This is a genomic window from Rhizobium sp. SL86 (genome assembly GCF_026672545.1).
Taxonomy (GTDB): domain Bacteria; phylum Pseudomonadota; class Alphaproteobacteria; order Rhizobiales; family Rhizobiaceae; genus Neorhizobium.
The window spans coordinates 1,900,469-1,917,997 of sequence record NZ_JAPPRJ010000001.1; the positions used below are offsets into that span (position 1 = coordinate 1,900,469).

Here is a 17,529-nt window from a genome sequence, read left to right on the forward strand (position 1 = left end):
AACGAAGGACTTATCCATGGCTTATGATCTTGTTGTAATCGGAACCGGCCCCGGCGGTTATGTCTGCGCCATCAAGGCGGCTCAGCTCGGCATGAAGGTGGCCGTGGTCGAAAAGCGCGCCACCTTCGGCGGCACCTGCCTGAATGTCGGCTGCATTCCGTCCAAGGCGCTGCTGCACGCCTCCGAAGTCTTCGCGCATGCCAAGCACGGCATGGAAGAACTCGGTGTCGAAGTCTCCGGCACCACGCTCAACCTCGACAAGATGATGGGCCACAAGGATGCGACCGTGAAGGCCAACGTCGATGGCGTGGCCTTCCTGTTCAAGAAGAACAAGATCGAAAGCTTCATCGGCACCGGCAAGATCGTTTCCGCCGGCAAGGTTTCCGTCACCGCGGAAGACGGCGCCGTCCAGGAGATCGAAACGAAGAACATCGTGATCGCCACCGGTTCGGACGTTGCCGGCATTCCGGGCGTTCCGGTCGAGATCGATGAAAAGGTCATCGTCTCCTCCACCGGCGGCATCGCGCTCGACAAGGTGCCGGGCCACATGGTCGTGGTCGGCGGCGGCGTCATCGGCCTCGAACTCGGTTCGGTCTGGATGCGCCTCGGCGCCAAGGTCACCGTCGTCGAATATCTCGACACCATTCTCGGCGGCATGGACGGCGACGTTTCCAAGCAGTTCCAGCGCATCCTGGCCAAGCAGGGTATGGAATTTAATCTGGGTGCCAAGGTCACCGGCGTCGAGAAGACGGAAACCGGCGCCAAGGTCACCTTCGAGCCGGTCAAGGGCGGTGACGCCCAGACGATCGATGCCGATGTCGTGCTGATTGCCACCGGCCGCAAGCCCTTCACCGCCGGTCTCGGCCTGGAAGAGGCAGGTGTCGTGCTCGACAATCGCGGCCGTGTCGAAATCGACGGTCATTATGCCACCAACGTGCCGGGCATCTATGCCATCGGCGACGTGGTGAAGGGCCCGATGCTCGCCCACAAGGCGGAAGACGAAGGTGTGGCGCTCGCCGAAATCCTCGCCGGCCAGCACGGCCATGTGAACTATGATGTCATTCCGGGCGTCGTCTACACCCAGCCGGAAGTCGCCTCCGTCGGCAAGACCGAGGAAGAGCTGAAGGCCGCAGGCGTCGCCTACAAGGCCGGCAAGTTCCCGTTCACCGCCAATGGCCGCGCCCGCGCCATGCAGGCGACCGACGGTTTCGTCAAGGTTCTCGCCGACAAGGACACCGACCGCGTGCTCGGCGTTCACATCATCGGCTTCGGCGCCGGCGAAATGATCCACGAAGCCGCCGTCCTGATGGAATTCGGCGGTTCGTCCGAAGATCTCGGCCGTACCTGCCATGCGCACCCGACCATGTCGGAAGCCGTGAAGGAAGCCGCCCTCGCCACCTTCTTCAAGCCGATCCATATGTAAGGAGCGGCGCATCCTGATCTTTGTCAGGTTCAGGATGACAAATCGGACAGGTTGAACGGTCCCGCTTGCGTGTCAGGCGGGGCCGTTTCATCTTCGGGCAAGCAGTCACCGGTTTCCCGAGGATCTTCCCATGCAGCCCTTCTCCTTCTCCATTCCCCAGCGCGCCGTCCATTGGCTGATGGCGCTGTTCATTCTCTTCAACCTGCTGTTTGCCGAAAGCATGGAGCATGTTTTCGATGCGCTTGAAGAGGGCGCCACACCCCCGGCGGACGATGTGTTCGGTGCCAATCTGCACGCCTATGTCGGGATTTCAATTCTGGCGCTCGCTATTCTGCGGCTCTGTCTGCGCTTCCTGCAGGGTGTGCCGGAGGCGCCCGCCGCGGAGCCGCCGGCGCTGAAGATCGTGGCCAAGGTCACGCACGGCCTGCTTTATCTTCTGTTCTTTGCGATGCCGCTATCCGGCATTGCCGCCTATTATGGCGGGGTGGAGGTCGCCGGCTTCGTGCATGGCGGGCCGATGAAGCTGCTGATGTGGATCTTGCTGCTTTTGCATGTCGCCGGCGCACTCGTCCACCAGTTCTACTGGAAGACGGATGTGCTGGCCCGCATGACCCACGGGGTCAGGAAACAGGCGTGAGCGTGTAGCCGGCCTTGCGCAACAGCGCCACCAGGCCCTGGTCTCCGACGAGATGCAGGGCGCCCACCGCGATAAAGGCGCCGCCTTGTTCGAGGACCGGCAGCGAACGGTCCGCCATCCGTTGATTGCGGTCCGTCACCACCCGTTCCTCGAACTCGGCATAACCTTCGCCTTCGGAACTGTCGGGCGCGACGCGTTTCAGCATCGGCATCATCATGCCGATCTCACCCTTGAGATAGAGGTCGGTCATCGTGGCCGTCACGTCATCCATCCGGTCGCCCAGACGCACCATTTCGATCAGTGACTTGATGTGAAAATCGATGGGAATAGAGGCGATGGCGCCCAGCTGTTCCTGCATCGTCTCCAAGCCCTTGACGGGTTTGCCTTCGCGCACGGCATCTTCCGCCAGCTTCTTGTCGAGGAAGTCGGCGCCGCCGCTCTTGCGCGCCAGTTCGCAGGCCGGCAGCGCAATGAAGCTTGAGAGCATCCAGGGCTGCATGCGCGAGACCGCCGACAGCGGAATCCCGCGTGCCTTCAGCCCGGCCTCCAGTGTCTTCTGATCCTCGGGCGACAGGTAATCGGTGATCGACTTGCCGTTCGTCATCATGGTGAGCTGCGGCTGGGCGAGCAGCCGGCCCATGGCCTGTTTCTCGTCGAGGATCTCGTCCGATTCGACGACCACGACCTTCGAACCCGCCTTGGCCTCTGCCGCGCCCTTCGGCATGGCGAGCACGCGGGGATCGGTCACATGCATCGTGCCGAGCAGATAGGAGGTCTCAACGCCCGGCTTTTCGATCTTCCAGAAGATGCTCTTGCCGTTCTCAACCTGGTCCGCCTCCGCCTGAAGCGTCGCATAACCTGCGGGATCGTTTGCCTGCATCTCCGTCAGCAGGTTTTTGCCGTGGCAGGCTTCGTCTGCGGCGCGGGCCGGCTGCAGGCTGCCGATGACCAGCAGGAAGGAGAACAGCAGCAGAAGATGCAAGGTGGCCAGCGCCCACAGGGCAAGGTCGCCGGGACGGCGCAACAGGGAAGCGGATCGGGAAAAGGCGCGTGTGATCATGGTATCGTTTTATCCGTCGGGCCTCCATGATGGCTTAACAAACATGGTTAATCTGTGGGCCGGCGGTTGCTTCTGTGCCAATCTCAGGCGCGGGGATGGGCCCGGTCGTAGACGTCGAGAAGTCTGGCCTGGTCCACACCGGTATAGACCTGCGTGGTGGAGAGGCTGGCATGGCCAAGCAGTTCCTGGATCGTGCGCAGGTCGCCGCCGCCGGCCAGAAGATGCGTGGCAAAGGAGTGGCGCAGCGCATGCGGGGTCGCGCTGTCCGGCAGGCCGAGCGCGCCGCGCAGCTTCTGCATTTCCCGCTGGATGATCGAGGGGTTCAGTTTGCCGCCGCGCGCACCACGGAACAGCGGTTCCTCCGGCGCCAGATGATAGGGGCAGAGCGCCTTGTAATGTTCCACCGCCTTCGGAACGACCGCCAGCAGCGGTACGAGCCGGGTCTTGCCGCCCTTGCCGGTGACGCGCAGCGAGGTTGCCGTGGGCGAAATATCCGCAGCCGTCAGATCCAGCGCCTCGGAAATACGCAGGCCGCAGCCGTAAAGAAGAGTGAGCACCGCCGCATCGCGGGCAGCAATCCACGGTTCCTCATGCAGTTGGGCCTCCATGCTCACCACGTCCAGCGCCTGAATGTCACTCAACGGCTTCGGCAGAGATTTCGGCTGTTTTGGCGCACGGATCGCACCGGCGGCTGCCGCATTGATCAGCCCCTTGCGCTCCAGATAGCGCAGGAAGGAGCGTAGGCCCGCCAGATGCCGGCCCAGCGAGCGGGCGCCTGCGCCATCACGTCGCCGCTGCGCCAGGAAGGCGCGCAGATCCGCCGTGCGCAGCGTATGGATGTCCGACAGTTTTGCAGGAGCCCCGAGATGCGCTGTGAGAAAAAGCAGGAACTGGCGTGTGTCCCGTTCATAGGCTTCCAGCGTATTGCTAGCCAGACGCCGTTCATTTTCAAGGCTTTGCAGCCACTCGCGGCGTTTTTCCATCAGTTCGGGAGAGCCGGGGATGAGGATTTCGTTCACGCTGCGCCCGTTGATTTTGCCTGTCTCTGCTCCACATTGGGATGCGTGCCTTACCAATTCGCTAATATGCCTGCAGTGCGGATTGTGATCATTCGATCGATTGTCATAGTTCGATCACAGACGGCTGCGAAAACGACGGGATGTGCAGGCGGGAGTTTCCATGCAACGCCGTGAATCGATGTCTTCGATCGGACACCTGGCTCAGTCCATAGCGCTCATTTCCCAGGGCAATCCGGGGCATATCGTTGATACGCTGATTGCCGAGCGCGGCACACGGATCGTCAAACATCCGTTGTGGCCCCTGATGCGGCCTTTCCTGTATTCGTTGCTGCGCTACAGCAGCGCCATCCGTTTTACCGATAGTATCGAAGGCCTTTCGGGTTTCGAATCCTTCTCCTATCTCAGCGATCTGCTGAAACTCGAGATCCGGGTGCGCAATGCCGAGCGCATCCCGACATCGGGTGGCTTTATTCTTGTCAGCAATCACCCGACGGGCATTGCCGATGGCGTCGCGGTCTTTGATCTCCTGAAGGATCGCCGGCCGGACATGATGTTCTTTGCCAACCGGGATGCGGTGCGGGTGAACCCGCGCTTTTCCGAAATGATCATTCCGGTGGAATGGCGCGAGGAGCACAAAACGAAGCTGAAGGCGCGCGAAACGCTGCGGCTGACGAATCACGCGGTTGAGACCGGCAAGGTGACGGTGCTGTTTCCCTCCGGCCGCATCGCCTATTGGGACAATGGCTGCTTGAACGAGCGGCCGTGGAAGACCTCTGCCGTCAGCCTGGCGCGCAAATACAATCTGCCGATCCTGCCGATGCACATGACGGCCCGCAATTCCGGCCTGTTCTACTGGTTCGCCAAGTGGTCCACCGAACTGCGCGACATGACCGTCTTTTATGAACTGTTGAACAAGAAGGGTGACCTGTTCGACTTTTCGATCGGCCAGATGATTTCGCCGGACGAGCTGGATGGAGATCCGGCTCTGGTGACCCGCGCGCTGGAACGGCATACCGTGTTCGAGCTTGCCGAAAACCCGGATGCGCGGTTCCAGTTCGCTGATAACCTGCAGTCCGCGGCCTGATTCCGGTTCCCTTTCGGTCCGCCTCGGGGCATGGTCCCGCTCCATGGGAAAAGATTCGTCCGATCTGTTTGGCGCCCTGTTCGATCCGCCGTCGACGAACCGCGTCGTGCCGGTTCTGGTGCCGCTGCCGGTGCCGGAAGCCTATAGTTATGCCGTGCCGGAGACGATGGCGGTGGAGCCAGGCTCCGTCGTGCAGGTGCCGCTCGGTCCCCGCCAGGTGATCGGCGTCGTCTGGGACGGCGAGGACGATCCCCGTATCGACCCGAAGAAGCTGCGGCCGATCACCCAGGTCTTCGATTGCCCGCCCTTGACGCGCGAGATGCGCAATTTTGTCGATTGGGTCGCCTCCTACACGCTCTCGCCGCCCGGTCTCGTGGCGCGCATGGCGGTGCGGGCGCCGGCGGCCCTGGAGCCGGAGCCGATGGTCGAGGCACTGCGTTACCGTGGCGGCGAGCCGGATCGCATCACACCGGCGCGTGCCCGCGTGCTCGATCTGGTGCGCGATGAGATCCCCTTCACCCGCAGCGGGCTGTCGCATGCGGCGGGTGTCTCGCTCAGCGTCATTGACGGGCTGGTGAAACAGGGCCTGTTCGAATCGGTCTTCCTGCCGCCTCCGCCGGTGGTGGCGGCGCCCGATCCGGATTATGTCGCGCCCCGCATCGAAGGACCACAGAAGCAGGCGGCCTCCGAAATCATCGAAGCGATGCAGACCGGCGGTTTTTCCGCCTCGCTGATCGACGGCGTCACCGGATCGGGCAAGACGGAGGTCTATTTCGAGGCGATTGCCGAAGCGCTGCGGCGGGGTAAGCAGGTGCTGATCCTGTTGCCGGAAATCGCATTGACGGCAAGTTTCCTCGAGCGCTTCCAGGACCGGTTCGGGGCGAAACCCGCCGAATGGCATTCCGATCTCGCGCCGCGCATGCGCGAGAAGGTGTGGCGCGGGGTGGTGACGGGCGAGGTGCGGGTGGTGGCCGGCGCGCGCTCCGCGCTTTTCCTGCCCTTCGAAGAACTCGGCCTCATCGTCGTCGATGAAGAGCATGACCCGGCCTACAAACAGGAGGACCGGGTCTTCTACAATGCCCGCGACATGGCGGTGGTCAGGGCCCGGATCGGCTCCTTCCCCATCGTTCTCGTCTCGGCGACACCTTCGGTGGAGAGCCAGGTGAATGGCCAGAGCGGGCGTTATCATCTCGTCCATCTGCCGACGCGATTCGGCGAGGCGGCGATGCCCGATCTTCATCTTGTCGACATGCGCCGCCATCCGCCGGAGCGCGGCGGTTTCCTGTCCCCGGTCATGCTGCGGGCGGTCAAGAAGACGATCGAGAAGGGGGAGCAGGCGCTGCTCTTCCTCAATCGGCGCGGTTATGCGCCGCTCACGCTCTGCCGTGTCTGCGGCCACCGGTTCCAGTGCCCGCAATGCTCCAGCTGGCTGGTCGAACACCGGTTCAAGGAGCAGATCCAGTGCCATCAGTGCGGTTATTCGGAAAAGACGCCGGAAGCCTGCCCGGAATGCGGCACCTTTGACCATCTGGTCGCCTGCGGACCGGGCGTGGAACGGATTGCCGAGGAGGTGGAGAAACATTTTCCCGAGGCGCGCACCATCGTCATGTCGTCGGATCTGCTTGGCGGGGTCAAACGCCTGCGGCTGGAGCTTGAGGCGATTGCCAAGGGCGAGGCGGACATCGTCATCGGCACGCAGCTCGTTGCCAAGGGGCATAACTTCCCGCTGATGACGCTGGTCGGCATTGTCGATGCCGATCTCGGTCTGGCAAACGGCGATCCGCGTGCCGCCGAACGGACCTTCCAACTCTTGAGCCAGGTGACAGGCCGCGCCGGGCGAACCGGTCTGAAAAGCCATGGCCTGCTGCAAACCTACCAGCCGCAGCATCCGGTGATGCAGGCGATCGTCTCCGGTGATGCGTCCGCTTTCTACGAGCGCGAGATCGGCGAACGGGAAAAGGCACTTCTGCCGCCCTTCGGGCGCCTCGCCTCGATCATCGTCTCGGCCGATACGCGCGTGGATGCCGAAACCCATGCCCGCGGCCTGCGGGCGGCGGCGCCGAAGGTCAGCGGCATTTCCGTGCTCGGCCCGGCCGAAGCGCCGCTGGCGCTGGTGCGCGGGCGCCACCGGTTTCGCCTTCTTGTGCACGGACGGCGCAACAGCGACATGCAAGCCTATCTGCGCAGCATGCTGGCCGCCGGGCCGAAGGTGCGCGGTACGGTGCATGTCCAACTGGATGTCGATCCGCAAAGCTTCCTTTGAGAATCACCTTGCGGCTGCTATGGCGGGCGAAACGCCAATCTCTCGAACAGGATCGGGCATGGATCTCTATTTTCCCACCGAACTTCCCGAACAGCTGGCCTTTTTCGGCGCCGGCGCCACTGCGCTGATCGGGCTTCTGTTGTTCCTGTTGCCGGGCCAGGCCCTGAAGCTTGGTGGCTTCAGTGTCGGTGAGGTGACTGCCGATGGTTATGCCGGCGTGCGCTCCACGGGCGGCAGCTACCTGGGGCTCGGTCTGACGGCTCTTCTTCTCGCCCAGGACTGGCTGTACCTGGCGGTCGGCGCGGCCATGGGTCTCTCGGCGCTCGGTCGGCTGATTGCGGTCGTCGCCGATCGCGGTGCGACTGCCCGAAATCTGGGACTGATGCTGCTGCAGGTTGCAATTGCGGCGCTGCCGCTCGGTTACGTGCTGGGTTACTTCTGATCCGGCAGACGGCAGCCCGCCCCGGCGCGGGCGGGATTCGTCTAAGGAATGACACAAAATCGTTTAAAGCCTTTGCAGTTAAGGCTCTTTCAGGGGTTACGCGTGTTGCGAGTCCCTACGTCCTATGCTAGACGAACCGCGAATTTCGGAAACAGGTTGAGGCCTGCCTCTCCCCGAATTGTGAAATAGAAGCAGATTCAAGTCTTTGCCTGACTCGGGGGAGTTGGTCGGCGGCTTGGGTGAAAATCAGGGAAATTGTGCCCGTGGCAGACACATCCCAGCAGACATCCGGCGTAGCAGAACGTTACGCTTTGTCGCTTTTTGAGCTGGCGCTCGAAGCGAATGTCCTTGATCAGGTGCGTGCCGATCTCGATGGCTTCCAGGCCATGATCGATGAGAGCGACGACCTGAAGCGACTGATCGCAAGCCCGGTGTTTTCGGCGGACGAACAGTCGCGTGCGGTTTCGGCTCTCGCCGAAAAGGCCGGCATCAAGGGTGTCGTTGCAAACTTCCTCAAGGTTGTTGCCGGCAATCGCCGCCTGTTCGCGCTGCCGGGCATGATCCGCGCTTACCGCGAGATCCTCGCCCGCCATCGTGGCGAAGTTACCGCCGAGGTCACCTCGGCGCATGCGCTGTCTCCGGCGCAGGAAGATGAACTGAAGTCGGCGCTGAAGGGCGTAACCGGCAAGGACGTCGCCATCGACGTGTCTGTCGACCCTTCGATCCTCGGTGGCCTGATCGTCAAGGTCGGCTCCCGTCAGATCGATACGTCTCTCCGCACCAAACTTTCCACCCTTAAGCTTGCACTGAAAGAGGTTGGCTGATGGATATCCGCGCCGCGGAAATTTCCGCAATTCTCAAAGATCAAATCAAGAACTTCGGCCAGGAGGCTGAGGTTTCCGAAGTCGGCCAGGTTCTCTCCGTTGGTGACGGTATCGCCCGCGTCTACGGTCTGGACAATGTTCAGGCCGGTGAAATGGTCGAGTTCCCGGGCGGCATCCGCGGTATGGCCCTCAACCTCGAATCCGACAATGTCGGCGTGGTTATCTTCGGTTCCGACCGTGACATCAAGGAAGGCGACACCGTCAAGCGGACTGGCGCCATCGTGGACGTTCCGGTTGGTCCGGAACTGCTCGGCCGCGTTGTCGACGCGCTCGGCAACCCGATCGACGGCAAGGGCCCGATCAACGCGACCCGCCGTTCGCGCGTCGACGTGAAGGCTCCGGGCATCATCCCGCGCAAGTCGGTGCATGAGCCGATGTCGACCGGCCTCAAGGCCATCGACGCCCTCATCCCGGTTGGCCGTGGCCAGCGCGAGCTCGTCATCGGCGACCGTCAGACCGGCAAGACCGCCATCATCCTGGACAGCTTCCTCAACCAGAAGCCGATCCACGACAATGGCCCGGACAACGACAAGCTGTTCTGCGTGTATGTCGCTATCGGCCAGAAGCGTTCGACCGTTGCCCAGTTCGTGAAGGTTCTGGAAGAGCGTGGCGCGCTGCAGTACTCGATCGTTGTTGCCGCAACGGCTTCCGATCCGGCTCCGATGCAGTATCTCGCACCGTTCGCCGGTTGCGCGATGGGTGAATATTTCCGCGACAACGGTCAGCACGCCCTGATCGCCTATGATGACCTGTCCAAGCAGGCTGTCGCCTATCGTCAGATGTCGCTCCTGCTGCGCCGCCCGCCGGGCCGCGAAGCTTATCCGGGCGACGTTTTCTACCTGCACTCGCGTCTCCTCGAGCGCGCCGCAAAGCTCTCCGACGAGCGTGGCGCCGGTTCGCTGACGGCTCTGCCGGTCATCGAAACCCAGGGTAACGACGTGTCGGCCTTCATTCCTACCAACGTAATCTCGATCACCGACGGCCAGATCTTCCTCGAAACCGACCTGTTCTACCAGGGCATCCGCCCGGCCGTGAACGTGGGTCTCTCGGTTTCGCGCGTCGGTTCTGCTGCGCAGATCAAGGCGATGAAGCAGGTTGCCGGCTCGATCAAGGGTGAACTCGCTCAGTACCGCGAAATGGCGGCCTTTGCTCAGTTCGGTTCCGACCTCGACGCCTCCACGCAGCGCCTCCTGAACCGCGGTGCCCGCCTGACCGAACTTCTGAAGCAGCCGCAGTTCTCGCCGCTGAAGACGGAAGAACAGGTTTCGGTGATCTTCGCCGGCGTCAACGGCTACCTCGACAAGCTTCCGGTCGCTCAGGTCGGCAAGTTCGAACAGGGCCTGCTGAACTACCTGCGTACCGAAGGCAAGGCGATCCTCGACGCGATCCGCACCGAAAAGCAGCTCTCGGATGATACCCGTGCGAAGCTGAAGTCGGCTCTGGACGCATTCTCCAAGACCTTCGCCTGAACGGAAAAGCTCAAGGACCGATAACGGATGCCTTCACTTAAGGATCTGAAAAACCGGATCGCCTCCGTCAAGGCGACGCAGAAGATCACCAAGGCGATGAAAATGGTCGCCGCGGCGAAGCTGCGCCGTGCGCAGGAGGCCGCCGAAGCGGCGCGTCCTTATGCGGAACGGATGAACCGCGTTCTCGCCAGCCTCAGCGCTGCCAATGCTGAAAATGCAGAGGCACCGCTGCTCCTGAGGGGCACCGGCCAGAACCAGACCCATCTTCTGATCGTTGCGACCGGCGAGCGCGGCCTGGCGGGGGGCTTCAACTCCTCCATCATCCGCCTTGCCCGTGACCACGCGCTGAAGCTTCTCGCGGAAGGCAAGACCGTCAAGATCCTGACCGTCGGCCGCAAGGGGAACGACATTCTGCGCCGCACTTTCCGCGAGAACATCGTGGATTACGTGACGTTCCGCGAAGTCAAGCAGCTTGGCTTCGTGAACGCCAACGAGGTGGCGCAGAAGGTTCTGGCGCTGTTCAACGCCGGCGAGTTCGACGTCGCGACGCTGTTCTTTGCGCGCTTCCAGTCGGTGATCTCGCAAGTTGCGACAGCCCAGCAGATCATTCCGGCCAAGTTCGAACAGGAAGGCCAGCCGTCTTCGGCAGCTGCGCTTTACGAGTACGAGCCCAGCGAACAGGAAATTCTGGAAGACCTTCTGCCGCGCAACATCGCGGTGCAGATCTTCCGTGCGCTTCTTGAAAACAACGCTTCCTTCTACGGCGCGCAGATGTCCGCAATGGACAGTGCAACGCGCAACGCCGGCGAGATGATCAACAAGCTGACGCTGTCCTACAACCGCCAGCGTCAGGCGCAGATCACGAAGGAACTCATCGAAATCATTTCGGGCGCGGAAGCGCTCTGAAGGCCCAGAGAAGAAGGGTAAGAACACATGGCTAGAGCAGCGACCCTGAATACCACCTCGAGCAGCGTGACCGAATCCGTCGGCCGCGTCACCCAGGTTATCGGCGCCGTCGTCGACGTTGCCTTCTCCGGCGAACTGCCGGCAATCCTGAACGCGCTGGAAACCGACAACAACGGCAACCGTCTGGTTCTGGAAGTGGCGCAGCACCTTGGTGAAAACCAGGTCCGCACGATCGCCATGGACTCGACCGAAGGTCTCGTCCGCGGCCAGAAGGTCGTCAACACCGGCGCTCCGATCTCCGTTCCGGTCGGTGACGAAACGCTCGGCCGCATCATCAACGTCATCGGCGAGCCGGTTGACGAACTCGGCCCGATCCCGACGGAAGCCCGCCGCGGCATCCACCAGGCGGCTCCGGAATATGTCGAGCAGTCGACGGAAGCCGAGATCCTCGTCACCGGCATCAAGGTCGTCGACCTGCTGGCTCCTTACGCCAAGGGCGGCAAGATCGGCCTGTTCGGCGGCGCCGGCGTCGGCAAGACCGTTCTCATCATGGAACTGATCAACAACGTGGCAAAGGCGCACGGCGGTTACTCCGTTTTCGCCGGCGTCGGTGAGCGTACCCGCGAGGGCAACGACCTCTACCACGAAATGATCGAGTCCAAGGTCAACGTGGACCCGCATGAAAACAACGGCTCTGCTGCCGGCTCCAAGTGCGCGCTGGTTTACGGCCAGATGAACGAACCGCCGGGTGCGCGTGCTCGCGTCGCTCTGACGGGTCTGACGATCGCTGAAGACTTCCGTGACAAGGGCCAGGACGTTCTGTTCTTCGTCGACAACATCTTCCGCTTCACGCAGGCCGGTTCCGAAGTGTCGGCTCTGCTCGGCCGTATCCCGTCGGCCGTTGGTTACCAGCCGACGCTCGCAACCGACATGGGTGCCCTGCAGGAACGCATCACCACCACGAACAAGGGTTCGATCACCTCGGTTCAGGCGATTTACGTTCCGGCCGACGACTTGACCGACCCGGCACCGGCAACCTCGTTCGCCCACCTGGACGCAACGACCGTTCTGTCCCGTTCGATCGCCGAAAAGGGTATCTACCCGGCCGTTGACCCGCTCGACTCCACGTCCCGTATGCTCGACCCGATGGTTATCGGCGAAGAGCACTACGAAGTGGCTCGTAAGGTTCAGTCGACGCTGCAGCGCTACAAGGCCCTGCAGGACATCATCGCCATCCTCGGCATGGACGAACTGTCTGAAGAAGACAAGCAGACCGTTGCCCGCGCCCGTAAGATCGAGCGCTTCCTGTCGCAGCCGTTCCACGTTGCCGAAGTCTTCACCGGTTCGCCGGGCAAGCTCGTTTCGCTGGAAGACACGATCAAGGGCTTCAAGGGCCTCGTGAACGGCGAATACGACCACCTGCCGGAAGCTGCCTTCTACATGGTTGGTTCGATCGAAGAAGCGATCGAAAAGGCCAAGAAGCTCGCTGCTGGCGCCTGATCCTAGACGGAACGGCGCCCGGATCTGCCGGGCGCTTTTCCTTTCCGCATAACGCCCAAAGAAGTGGACCGTCATGGCCGACTCTTTCGATTTTGAACTGGTTTCGCCCGAGCGCCTTCTCCTGTCGGAAAAGGTGACGGAAGTCGTGATCCCGGCGACGCTCGGTGAAATGACCGTGATGGCGAAACATGCGCCGACGATGACGACCATCAAGCCCGGTGTGGTGACGGTGAAGCTCGCATCCGGCGGCACCAAGAAATACGTCGTGTTCGGCGGGTTCGCAGACATTCTGCCGACCGGCTGCACGCTGCTCGCCGAATCGGCCGTGCCGCAGGACGAAGCCAATCGTGACCTCCTGCAGCAGCGTATCGATGCGCTGCGCCAGGATATCTCGGATGCGCCGACCGATGAGCATCGCACGAAGCTCGAGCACATGCTGGCCGATCTGACGCATCTCAATCATGCGGTTCTGCCCGGCTGATTGCTGCCGACCAATCTTTTGCAAAAGCCGGGCTTCGTGTCCGGCTTTTTCATGTTCAGGCATCTGCATCCTGAAGAATGAGGTCTGCGGCCTTTTCCGCCACCATCATGGTCGGTGCGTTGATGTTGCCCGCGGTGATGCTGGGAAACACCGAGGCGTCGGCAATCCGCAGTCCCGCCACAGCATGAACTCGCAGACGCGCATCCACCACGGCGCGTGCCACTTCGGGCCCCATCGCGCAGGTGCCGCAGAGGTGGTAGATCGAGCCGCTGTTGTCGCGGAAATAATCCAGAAGCGCCGTGTCGCCGTTGATCGCCTGTGAGGGCGAGACTTCCGCATCCACCCAATCCGAAAGTGCGGCAGTCCCTGCCAGCCGGCGGATCAGCCGCATGCCGTCAAGGGCTTCAGCGACATCCTTGTCGGCCGAAAGATAGTTCGGCCGGATCAGCGGTTCGGCGGCCATGTTGGGCGAAACAAGCCGGATCTCGCCGCGGCTTTCCGGGCGGCAGGCGCTGAAGGCGATCAGGAAACCGGGATAGGGCTCCGGCAACAAGCCGGCTTTCGGATTATTGGGGATGCGATAGGAGAGGGGGTTGAAATAGATCTGGAGATTGGCGCGGTCCGCCGCCGGATTTCCCCTCAGGAAGCCGCCGGCCTGGTTGACGCTCATGGCAAAAGGCCCCTTACGGGTGAGCATATATTGGGCGCCGAGCCAGGCCTTGCCCGCGAGCGAACCGAAGAGCCCGTTCAGCGTTGGCTTTTTTGAACGGTAATAGAAGCTCGCGCACAGATGATCCTGCAGGTTTTGCCCGATGGCCGGCAGGTGGCGTCTGACCGGTATCCCTAGTTGTTGCAGATGGTCTCCAGCTCCCAGCCCCGATCGTTGCAGGAGAAGCGGGGACTGAACGGCACCGGCCGACAGGATGACCTCGCGGCGCGCGTGGAACTGCCGCAACCGGCAATGCTGTGAAACCTCCACGCCGGTGACGCGACCCGTCTCGTCAAAAAGCAGTCGCTCAGCCAGCGCGTCTGTTTCCAGAACAAGGTTGGCACGCCGCAGCGCCGGCTTCAGATATTCGACCCCGGAATGGGAGCGGAACCCGTTACGGGTATTGATGTCGTAGACGCCGACGCCTTCCAGCGTCTCGCCGTTGAAATCGAGATTCTGGGCAAAACCCAGTTCGGCCCCGGCGCGCAGAAAGGCCCGGCTGATCGGATGGATGCCGTCGCGCATCGGCGTGATGTGGATCGGGCCTTGGCCACCGTGCCATTCGCTTTCGCCGCGCTGATGGGTTTCGAGCTTGCGGAAAAAAGGCAGGACGTCGTCAAAACCCCAGCCGGGATTTCCCGCTGCCTGCCAGTCGTCGAAATCGGCGCGATCACCGCGCACATAGATCATGGCATTGATGGCGCCGGACCCACCGATCACCTTGCCGCGTGGCACGTAAAGGCGCCGGTTGTTCAGCTTCGGCTCCGGCGCGCTCCAATGCATCCAGTTGACCGCGGGGTTATGATAACTCTTTGCATAACCGACCGGGATTTTCAGCCAGAGCGAACGATCCTTGCCGCCGGCCTCGATCAGCAGAACTGAATACCGCCCGCTTTCCGACAGGCGGCTGGCGAGAATGCAGCCGGCGGAACCGGCACCCACCACGATGAAATCGACCTCCATCGTGTGTCACCCCTTGGCCGGGGCAAACTGCTTCACATCGGCATGGTCCGCTGCCATCTGCAGATGCAGCCGCTCACCCGTATAGGGCGTATGGGCGGCCACCACGGCGTGGTTCAGCTCCACCCCGATGCCCGGTTCGCGGGACGGGATCAGATAACCGTCCTCCACCACAAGCTTGGTCTTCAGCACCTCGGCGTGGAAACCGGAGAAATCCATGATCGCCTCATGGATGAGAAAATTCGGCGTGGCGGCGGCGAGCTGGATGCTGGCGGCGGCCCCCACCGGCCCATTGTAGAGATGCGGCGCGATCTCGGCGTAAAAACTCTCCGCCATGCCGGCGATCTTCTTGGCCTCCAGAAGACCGCCGACACGGGCGACATTCATCTGCAGGATCGAGGCGGCTCCTTCCTGCAGCACGCGCTGGAATTCGTATTTCGTCGTCAGCCGTTCGCCCGTGGAAACCGGGATGGAGGTGGCGCGGGCGACCGTCGCCATCGCTGCCTCCTGGCCGGGCGGTACCGGCTCCTCGAACCACAGCGGATCGTATTGTTCCAGCCGCTTTGCCAGCCGGATGGCGGAGGCCGGCACCATCTGCCCGTGCGTGCCGAAGAGGATGTCGGCCCGTGCGCCGATCGCGTCACGGATCTTGCGGCAGAAGGTCTCGCAGCGCTCCATCACGCCGAGCGACAGATGGTGGCCGCTATACTGCGTATAAGGGCCGGCGGGATCGAACTTCACGGCGGTAAAGCCCATCTCCACCATGCGCACCGCTTCTTCGGCGGCGAGATCCGGATCGTTGTAGTCGTACTCGCCGCTCGCAGTCTTCGGGTAGAGATAGGTGTAGGCACGCAGCCTTTCATGCACCGTGCCGCCGAGAAGATCCGCAACCGGGCGCCCCGCCGCCTTGCCGATGATGTCCCAGCAGGCGATTTCAAGCCCCGAGACGATGCCCATCATCGTCGGGTCCGGGCGCTGGGTGAAACCGCTCGAATAGGCGGCGCGCCAGAAGCGCTCGATGCGGTGCGGGTCATGGCCCTCAAGATATCGCTGGAAGACATCCTCGATCAGCGGCACCAGCGCGTTCGGATCAAAGGCGGTCGAATAGATTTCACCCAGCCCGCGAATGCCGCAGGCGGTCTCCAGCTCCACGAAGATCCAGTACATGCCGCCGATATGCGGGGGCGGCACGGCGACCACATGGGTGACAAGCGAGGTCAGCTTCATCGGTCTCTCCTCCTCAATGTTTCAGGATCACGAGACGGGTCTGGGTGAATTCCAGCATGCCATATTTGCCATCGTCGCCGCCGAGGCCGGAGCGTTTCCAGCCGGCGTGGTAACCCTGATAGGGATCGGCCGGGAATCGGTTGATGTAGAGTTCGCCGGCCTCGATGCTGTTTGCCGCGCGCATCACCTTTGCATAGTCATTGGACCAGAGCACGGAGGCGAGGCCGAAGGGGCTGTCATTGGCAAGCCGCAGCGCCTCGTCGAAATCGGCATAGGAGATCACGGGGAGCACCGGCCCGAAAATCTCCTCGCGGATGATCTGCATGTCCTGCCGGCAGTGCGAGAGCAGCGTCGGCGGGTAGAAGAAACCCGGCCCGTCCGGCAATGTGCCGCCCGCTTCCAGCACTGCCCCGTCCGCGACCGCCTGTTCCACCATGGCATGCACGCGCCGGCGTGCGGTCTCGGAGGCCAGCGGCCCCATCAGGCTCGCATCCGTCGCCCGGTCGCCGAAACCGCGGGCGGCAAACCCGGCCTTCAACCGTTCCAGCAGCGCATCATGCACGGAGGCATGTACGTAAAGCCGCTCGACGGAGGTGCAGACCTGGCCGCAATGGGCGGTCTTGGCGGCCAGAAGGCTCTTTGCCACCGCATCGAGATCGGCATCCGGCTCGACGATGACCGGCGTCTTGCCGCCCAGTTCCAGCGAGGGTTTGGCGATGTTTTCCTTGCAAAAATCCAGCACGGCCTGGCCCGCGGTCACGCTGCCGGTCAGCGTGATCATGCCGATTTCCGGGCGTCTACAGAGCGTGGCAGCCACCTCGTGCGTCATGGTGAGGATGCTGATCAGACCCTCCGGCAGGCCGGCCTCAACCACCGCTTCGGCAAAGGCGAAGGCCGAGGTCGGCGTCGTGTTGCTCGGCCGCACGACAACGGCATTGCCGGCAATCAGCGCAGGCGCAATCTTGCGCACCAGTGTATAGATCGGAAAGTTGAAGGGGATCAGACAGGCCACCACACCGATCGGCACACGCTGCAACATCAGCGTCTCGTTCGGCGTATCGCTGTCGATCAGTTCGCCCTCGATGCGCCGCGCCCATTCGGCATGGTAGCGCATCAGCTCGACGCCATAAACCACCTCCGCCGTCGCATCCGCGAGACTCTTGCCGCTTTCTTCCGAGAGCGCCGCGCCGATCTTTGCCGCCTGCCGTTCGAGAAGATCCGCCAATCGTCTCAGCGCATTGCCCCGTTCGATCGAGGGCAGGCGGCCCCAGGCCCGTTGGGCGGCAAAGGCGCGGCTGGCGGCCTGTATGACATCCGCATCTGTCGCCAGCGGTACCGTGGCGAAGGGCTCGCCGGTCGCCGGATTGACAACCGCGCTCACGGCATCGGTCCTGGCCTCGACAAAGTGGCCTGCGATAAAGTTCTGGCAGTGGCGCATGGATCTCGACCTCCCTTGCTGCACCCA

General features: G+C 62.5%; 15 protein-coding genes. 10 read left to right on the forward strand and 5 right to left on the reverse strand.

Translation table 11 applies throughout. The annotated features are described in order from the left end of the window. Positions 1 to 16 precede the first annotated feature (16 nt). Complete coding sequence (gene lpdA, locus OU993_RS09440) at positions 17 to 1,423, forward strand: dihydrolipoyl dehydrogenase (RefSeq protein ID WP_268156490.1); 1,407 nt, start codon at positions 17 to 19, stop codon at positions 1,421 to 1,423. 130 nt (positions 1,424 to 1,553) lie between these two features. Next, entirely contained in the window at positions 1,554 to 2,060 is a 507-nt protein-coding gene (locus tag OU993_RS09445) for a cytochrome b (RefSeq protein WP_268156492.1), read from the forward strand. Here OU993_RS09445 and OU993_RS09450 read toward each other — a convergent pair. Together OU993_RS09450 and OU993_RS09455 are read right to left on the reverse strand one after the other, a co-directional pair. Continuing rightward, on the reverse strand, positions 2,044 to 3,117 hold the full coding sequence (locus tag OU993_RS09450) for a TraB/GumN family protein (RefSeq protein ID WP_442792942.1): 1,074 nt from the start codon (positions 3,115 to 3,117) through the stop codon (positions 2,044 to 2,046). The two genes, OU993_RS09445 and OU993_RS09450, sit on opposite strands and share 17 nt — an antisense overlap. Before the next feature lie 86 nt (positions 3,118 to 3,203). Continuing rightward, positions 3,204 to 4,103: a tyrosine recombinase XerC gene (locus OU993_RS09455; protein WP_442792944.1), complete on the reverse strand. Its 900-nt coding sequence runs from the start codon at positions 4,101 to 4,103 to the stop codon at positions 3,204 to 3,206. 196 nt (positions 4,104 to 4,299) lie between these two features. Between OU993_RS09455 and OU993_RS09460 the strand changes: the two genes are divergently transcribed. From OU993_RS09460 to OU993_RS09495, 8 genes are all read left to right on the forward strand, one after another. Continuing rightward, complete coding sequence (locus tag OU993_RS09460) at positions 4,300 to 5,223, forward strand: GNAT family N-acetyltransferase (protein WP_268156498.1); 924 nt, start codon at positions 4,300 to 4,302, stop codon at positions 5,221 to 5,223. 43 nt (positions 5,224 to 5,266) lie between these two features. Continuing rightward, positions 5,267 to 7,486 (forward strand): primosomal protein N', encoded by a 2,220-nt coding sequence (locus tag OU993_RS09465; RefSeq protein WP_268156499.1) that lies wholly within the window; start codon positions 5,267 to 5,269, stop codon positions 7,484 to 7,486. A gap of 58 nt (positions 7,487 to 7,544) precedes the next feature. After that, positions 7,545 to 7,928 (forward strand): AGROH133_08824 family phage infection protein, encoded by a 384-nt coding sequence (locus tag OU993_RS09470; protein WP_268156501.1) that lies wholly within the window; start codon positions 7,545 to 7,547, stop codon positions 7,926 to 7,928. Between the two features lie 257 nt (positions 7,929 to 8,185). Continuing rightward, positions 8,186 to 8,752 carry a F0F1 ATP synthase subunit delta gene (locus OU993_RS09475; protein ID WP_268156503.1) on the forward strand — a complete coding sequence of 189 codons (567 nt, stop codon included), beginning with the start codon at positions 8,186 to 8,188 and terminating at the stop codon, positions 8,750 to 8,752. Next, positions 8,752 to 10,281 (forward strand): F0F1 ATP synthase subunit alpha, encoded by a 1,530-nt coding sequence (gene atpA, locus OU993_RS09480; RefSeq protein WP_268156505.1) that lies wholly within the window; start codon positions 8,752 to 8,754, stop codon positions 10,279 to 10,281. The genes OU993_RS09475 and atpA overlap by 1 nt, the downstream gene beginning before the upstream one ends. A gap of 27 nt (positions 10,282 to 10,308) precedes the next feature. Then, positions 10,309 to 11,187 (forward strand): F0F1 ATP synthase subunit gamma, encoded by an 879-nt coding sequence (locus tag OU993_RS09485; RefSeq protein ID WP_268156507.1) that lies wholly within the window; start codon positions 10,309 to 10,311, stop codon positions 11,185 to 11,187. Between the two features lie 27 nt (positions 11,188 to 11,214). After that, a complete protein-coding gene (gene atpD / locus OU993_RS09490; protein ID WP_268156509.1) occupies positions 11,215 to 12,687 on the forward strand; it encodes a F0F1 ATP synthase subunit beta in 1,473 nt (490 codons plus the stop codon). A 73-nt stretch (positions 12,688 to 12,760) separates the two neighbouring features. Further along, positions 12,761 to 13,168: a F0F1 ATP synthase subunit epsilon gene (locus OU993_RS09495; protein WP_268156511.1), complete on the forward strand. Its 408-nt coding sequence runs from the start codon at positions 12,761 to 12,763 to the stop codon at positions 13,166 to 13,168. Positions 13,169 to 13,223: 55 nt separating this feature from the next. On the opposite strand, the gene OU993_RS09500 is transcribed toward OU993_RS09495, so the two are convergent. The 3 genes from OU993_RS09500 to OU993_RS09510 are packed head-to-tail and all read right to left on the reverse strand — an operon-like array spanning position 13,224 to position 17,502. Continuing rightward, entirely contained in the window at positions 13,224 to 14,840 is a 1,617-nt protein-coding gene (locus OU993_RS09500) for a GMC family oxidoreductase (RefSeq protein WP_268156513.1), read from the reverse strand. A gap of 6 nt (positions 14,841 to 14,846) precedes the next feature. Further along, positions 14,847 to 16,064, reverse strand: a complete 1,218-nt coding sequence (locus OU993_RS09505) for a mandelate racemase/muconate lactonizing enzyme family protein (RefSeq protein WP_268156515.1) — start codon at positions 16,062 to 16,064, stop codon at positions 14,847 to 14,849. Positions 16,065 to 16,077: 13 nt separating this feature from the next. After that, positions 16,078 to 17,502 carry an aldehyde dehydrogenase family protein gene (locus OU993_RS09510; RefSeq protein WP_268156517.1) on the reverse strand — a complete coding sequence of 475 codons (1,425 nt, stop codon included), beginning with the start codon at positions 17,500 to 17,502 and terminating at the stop codon, positions 16,078 to 16,080. Positions 17,503 to 17,529: the final 27 nt, after the last annotated feature.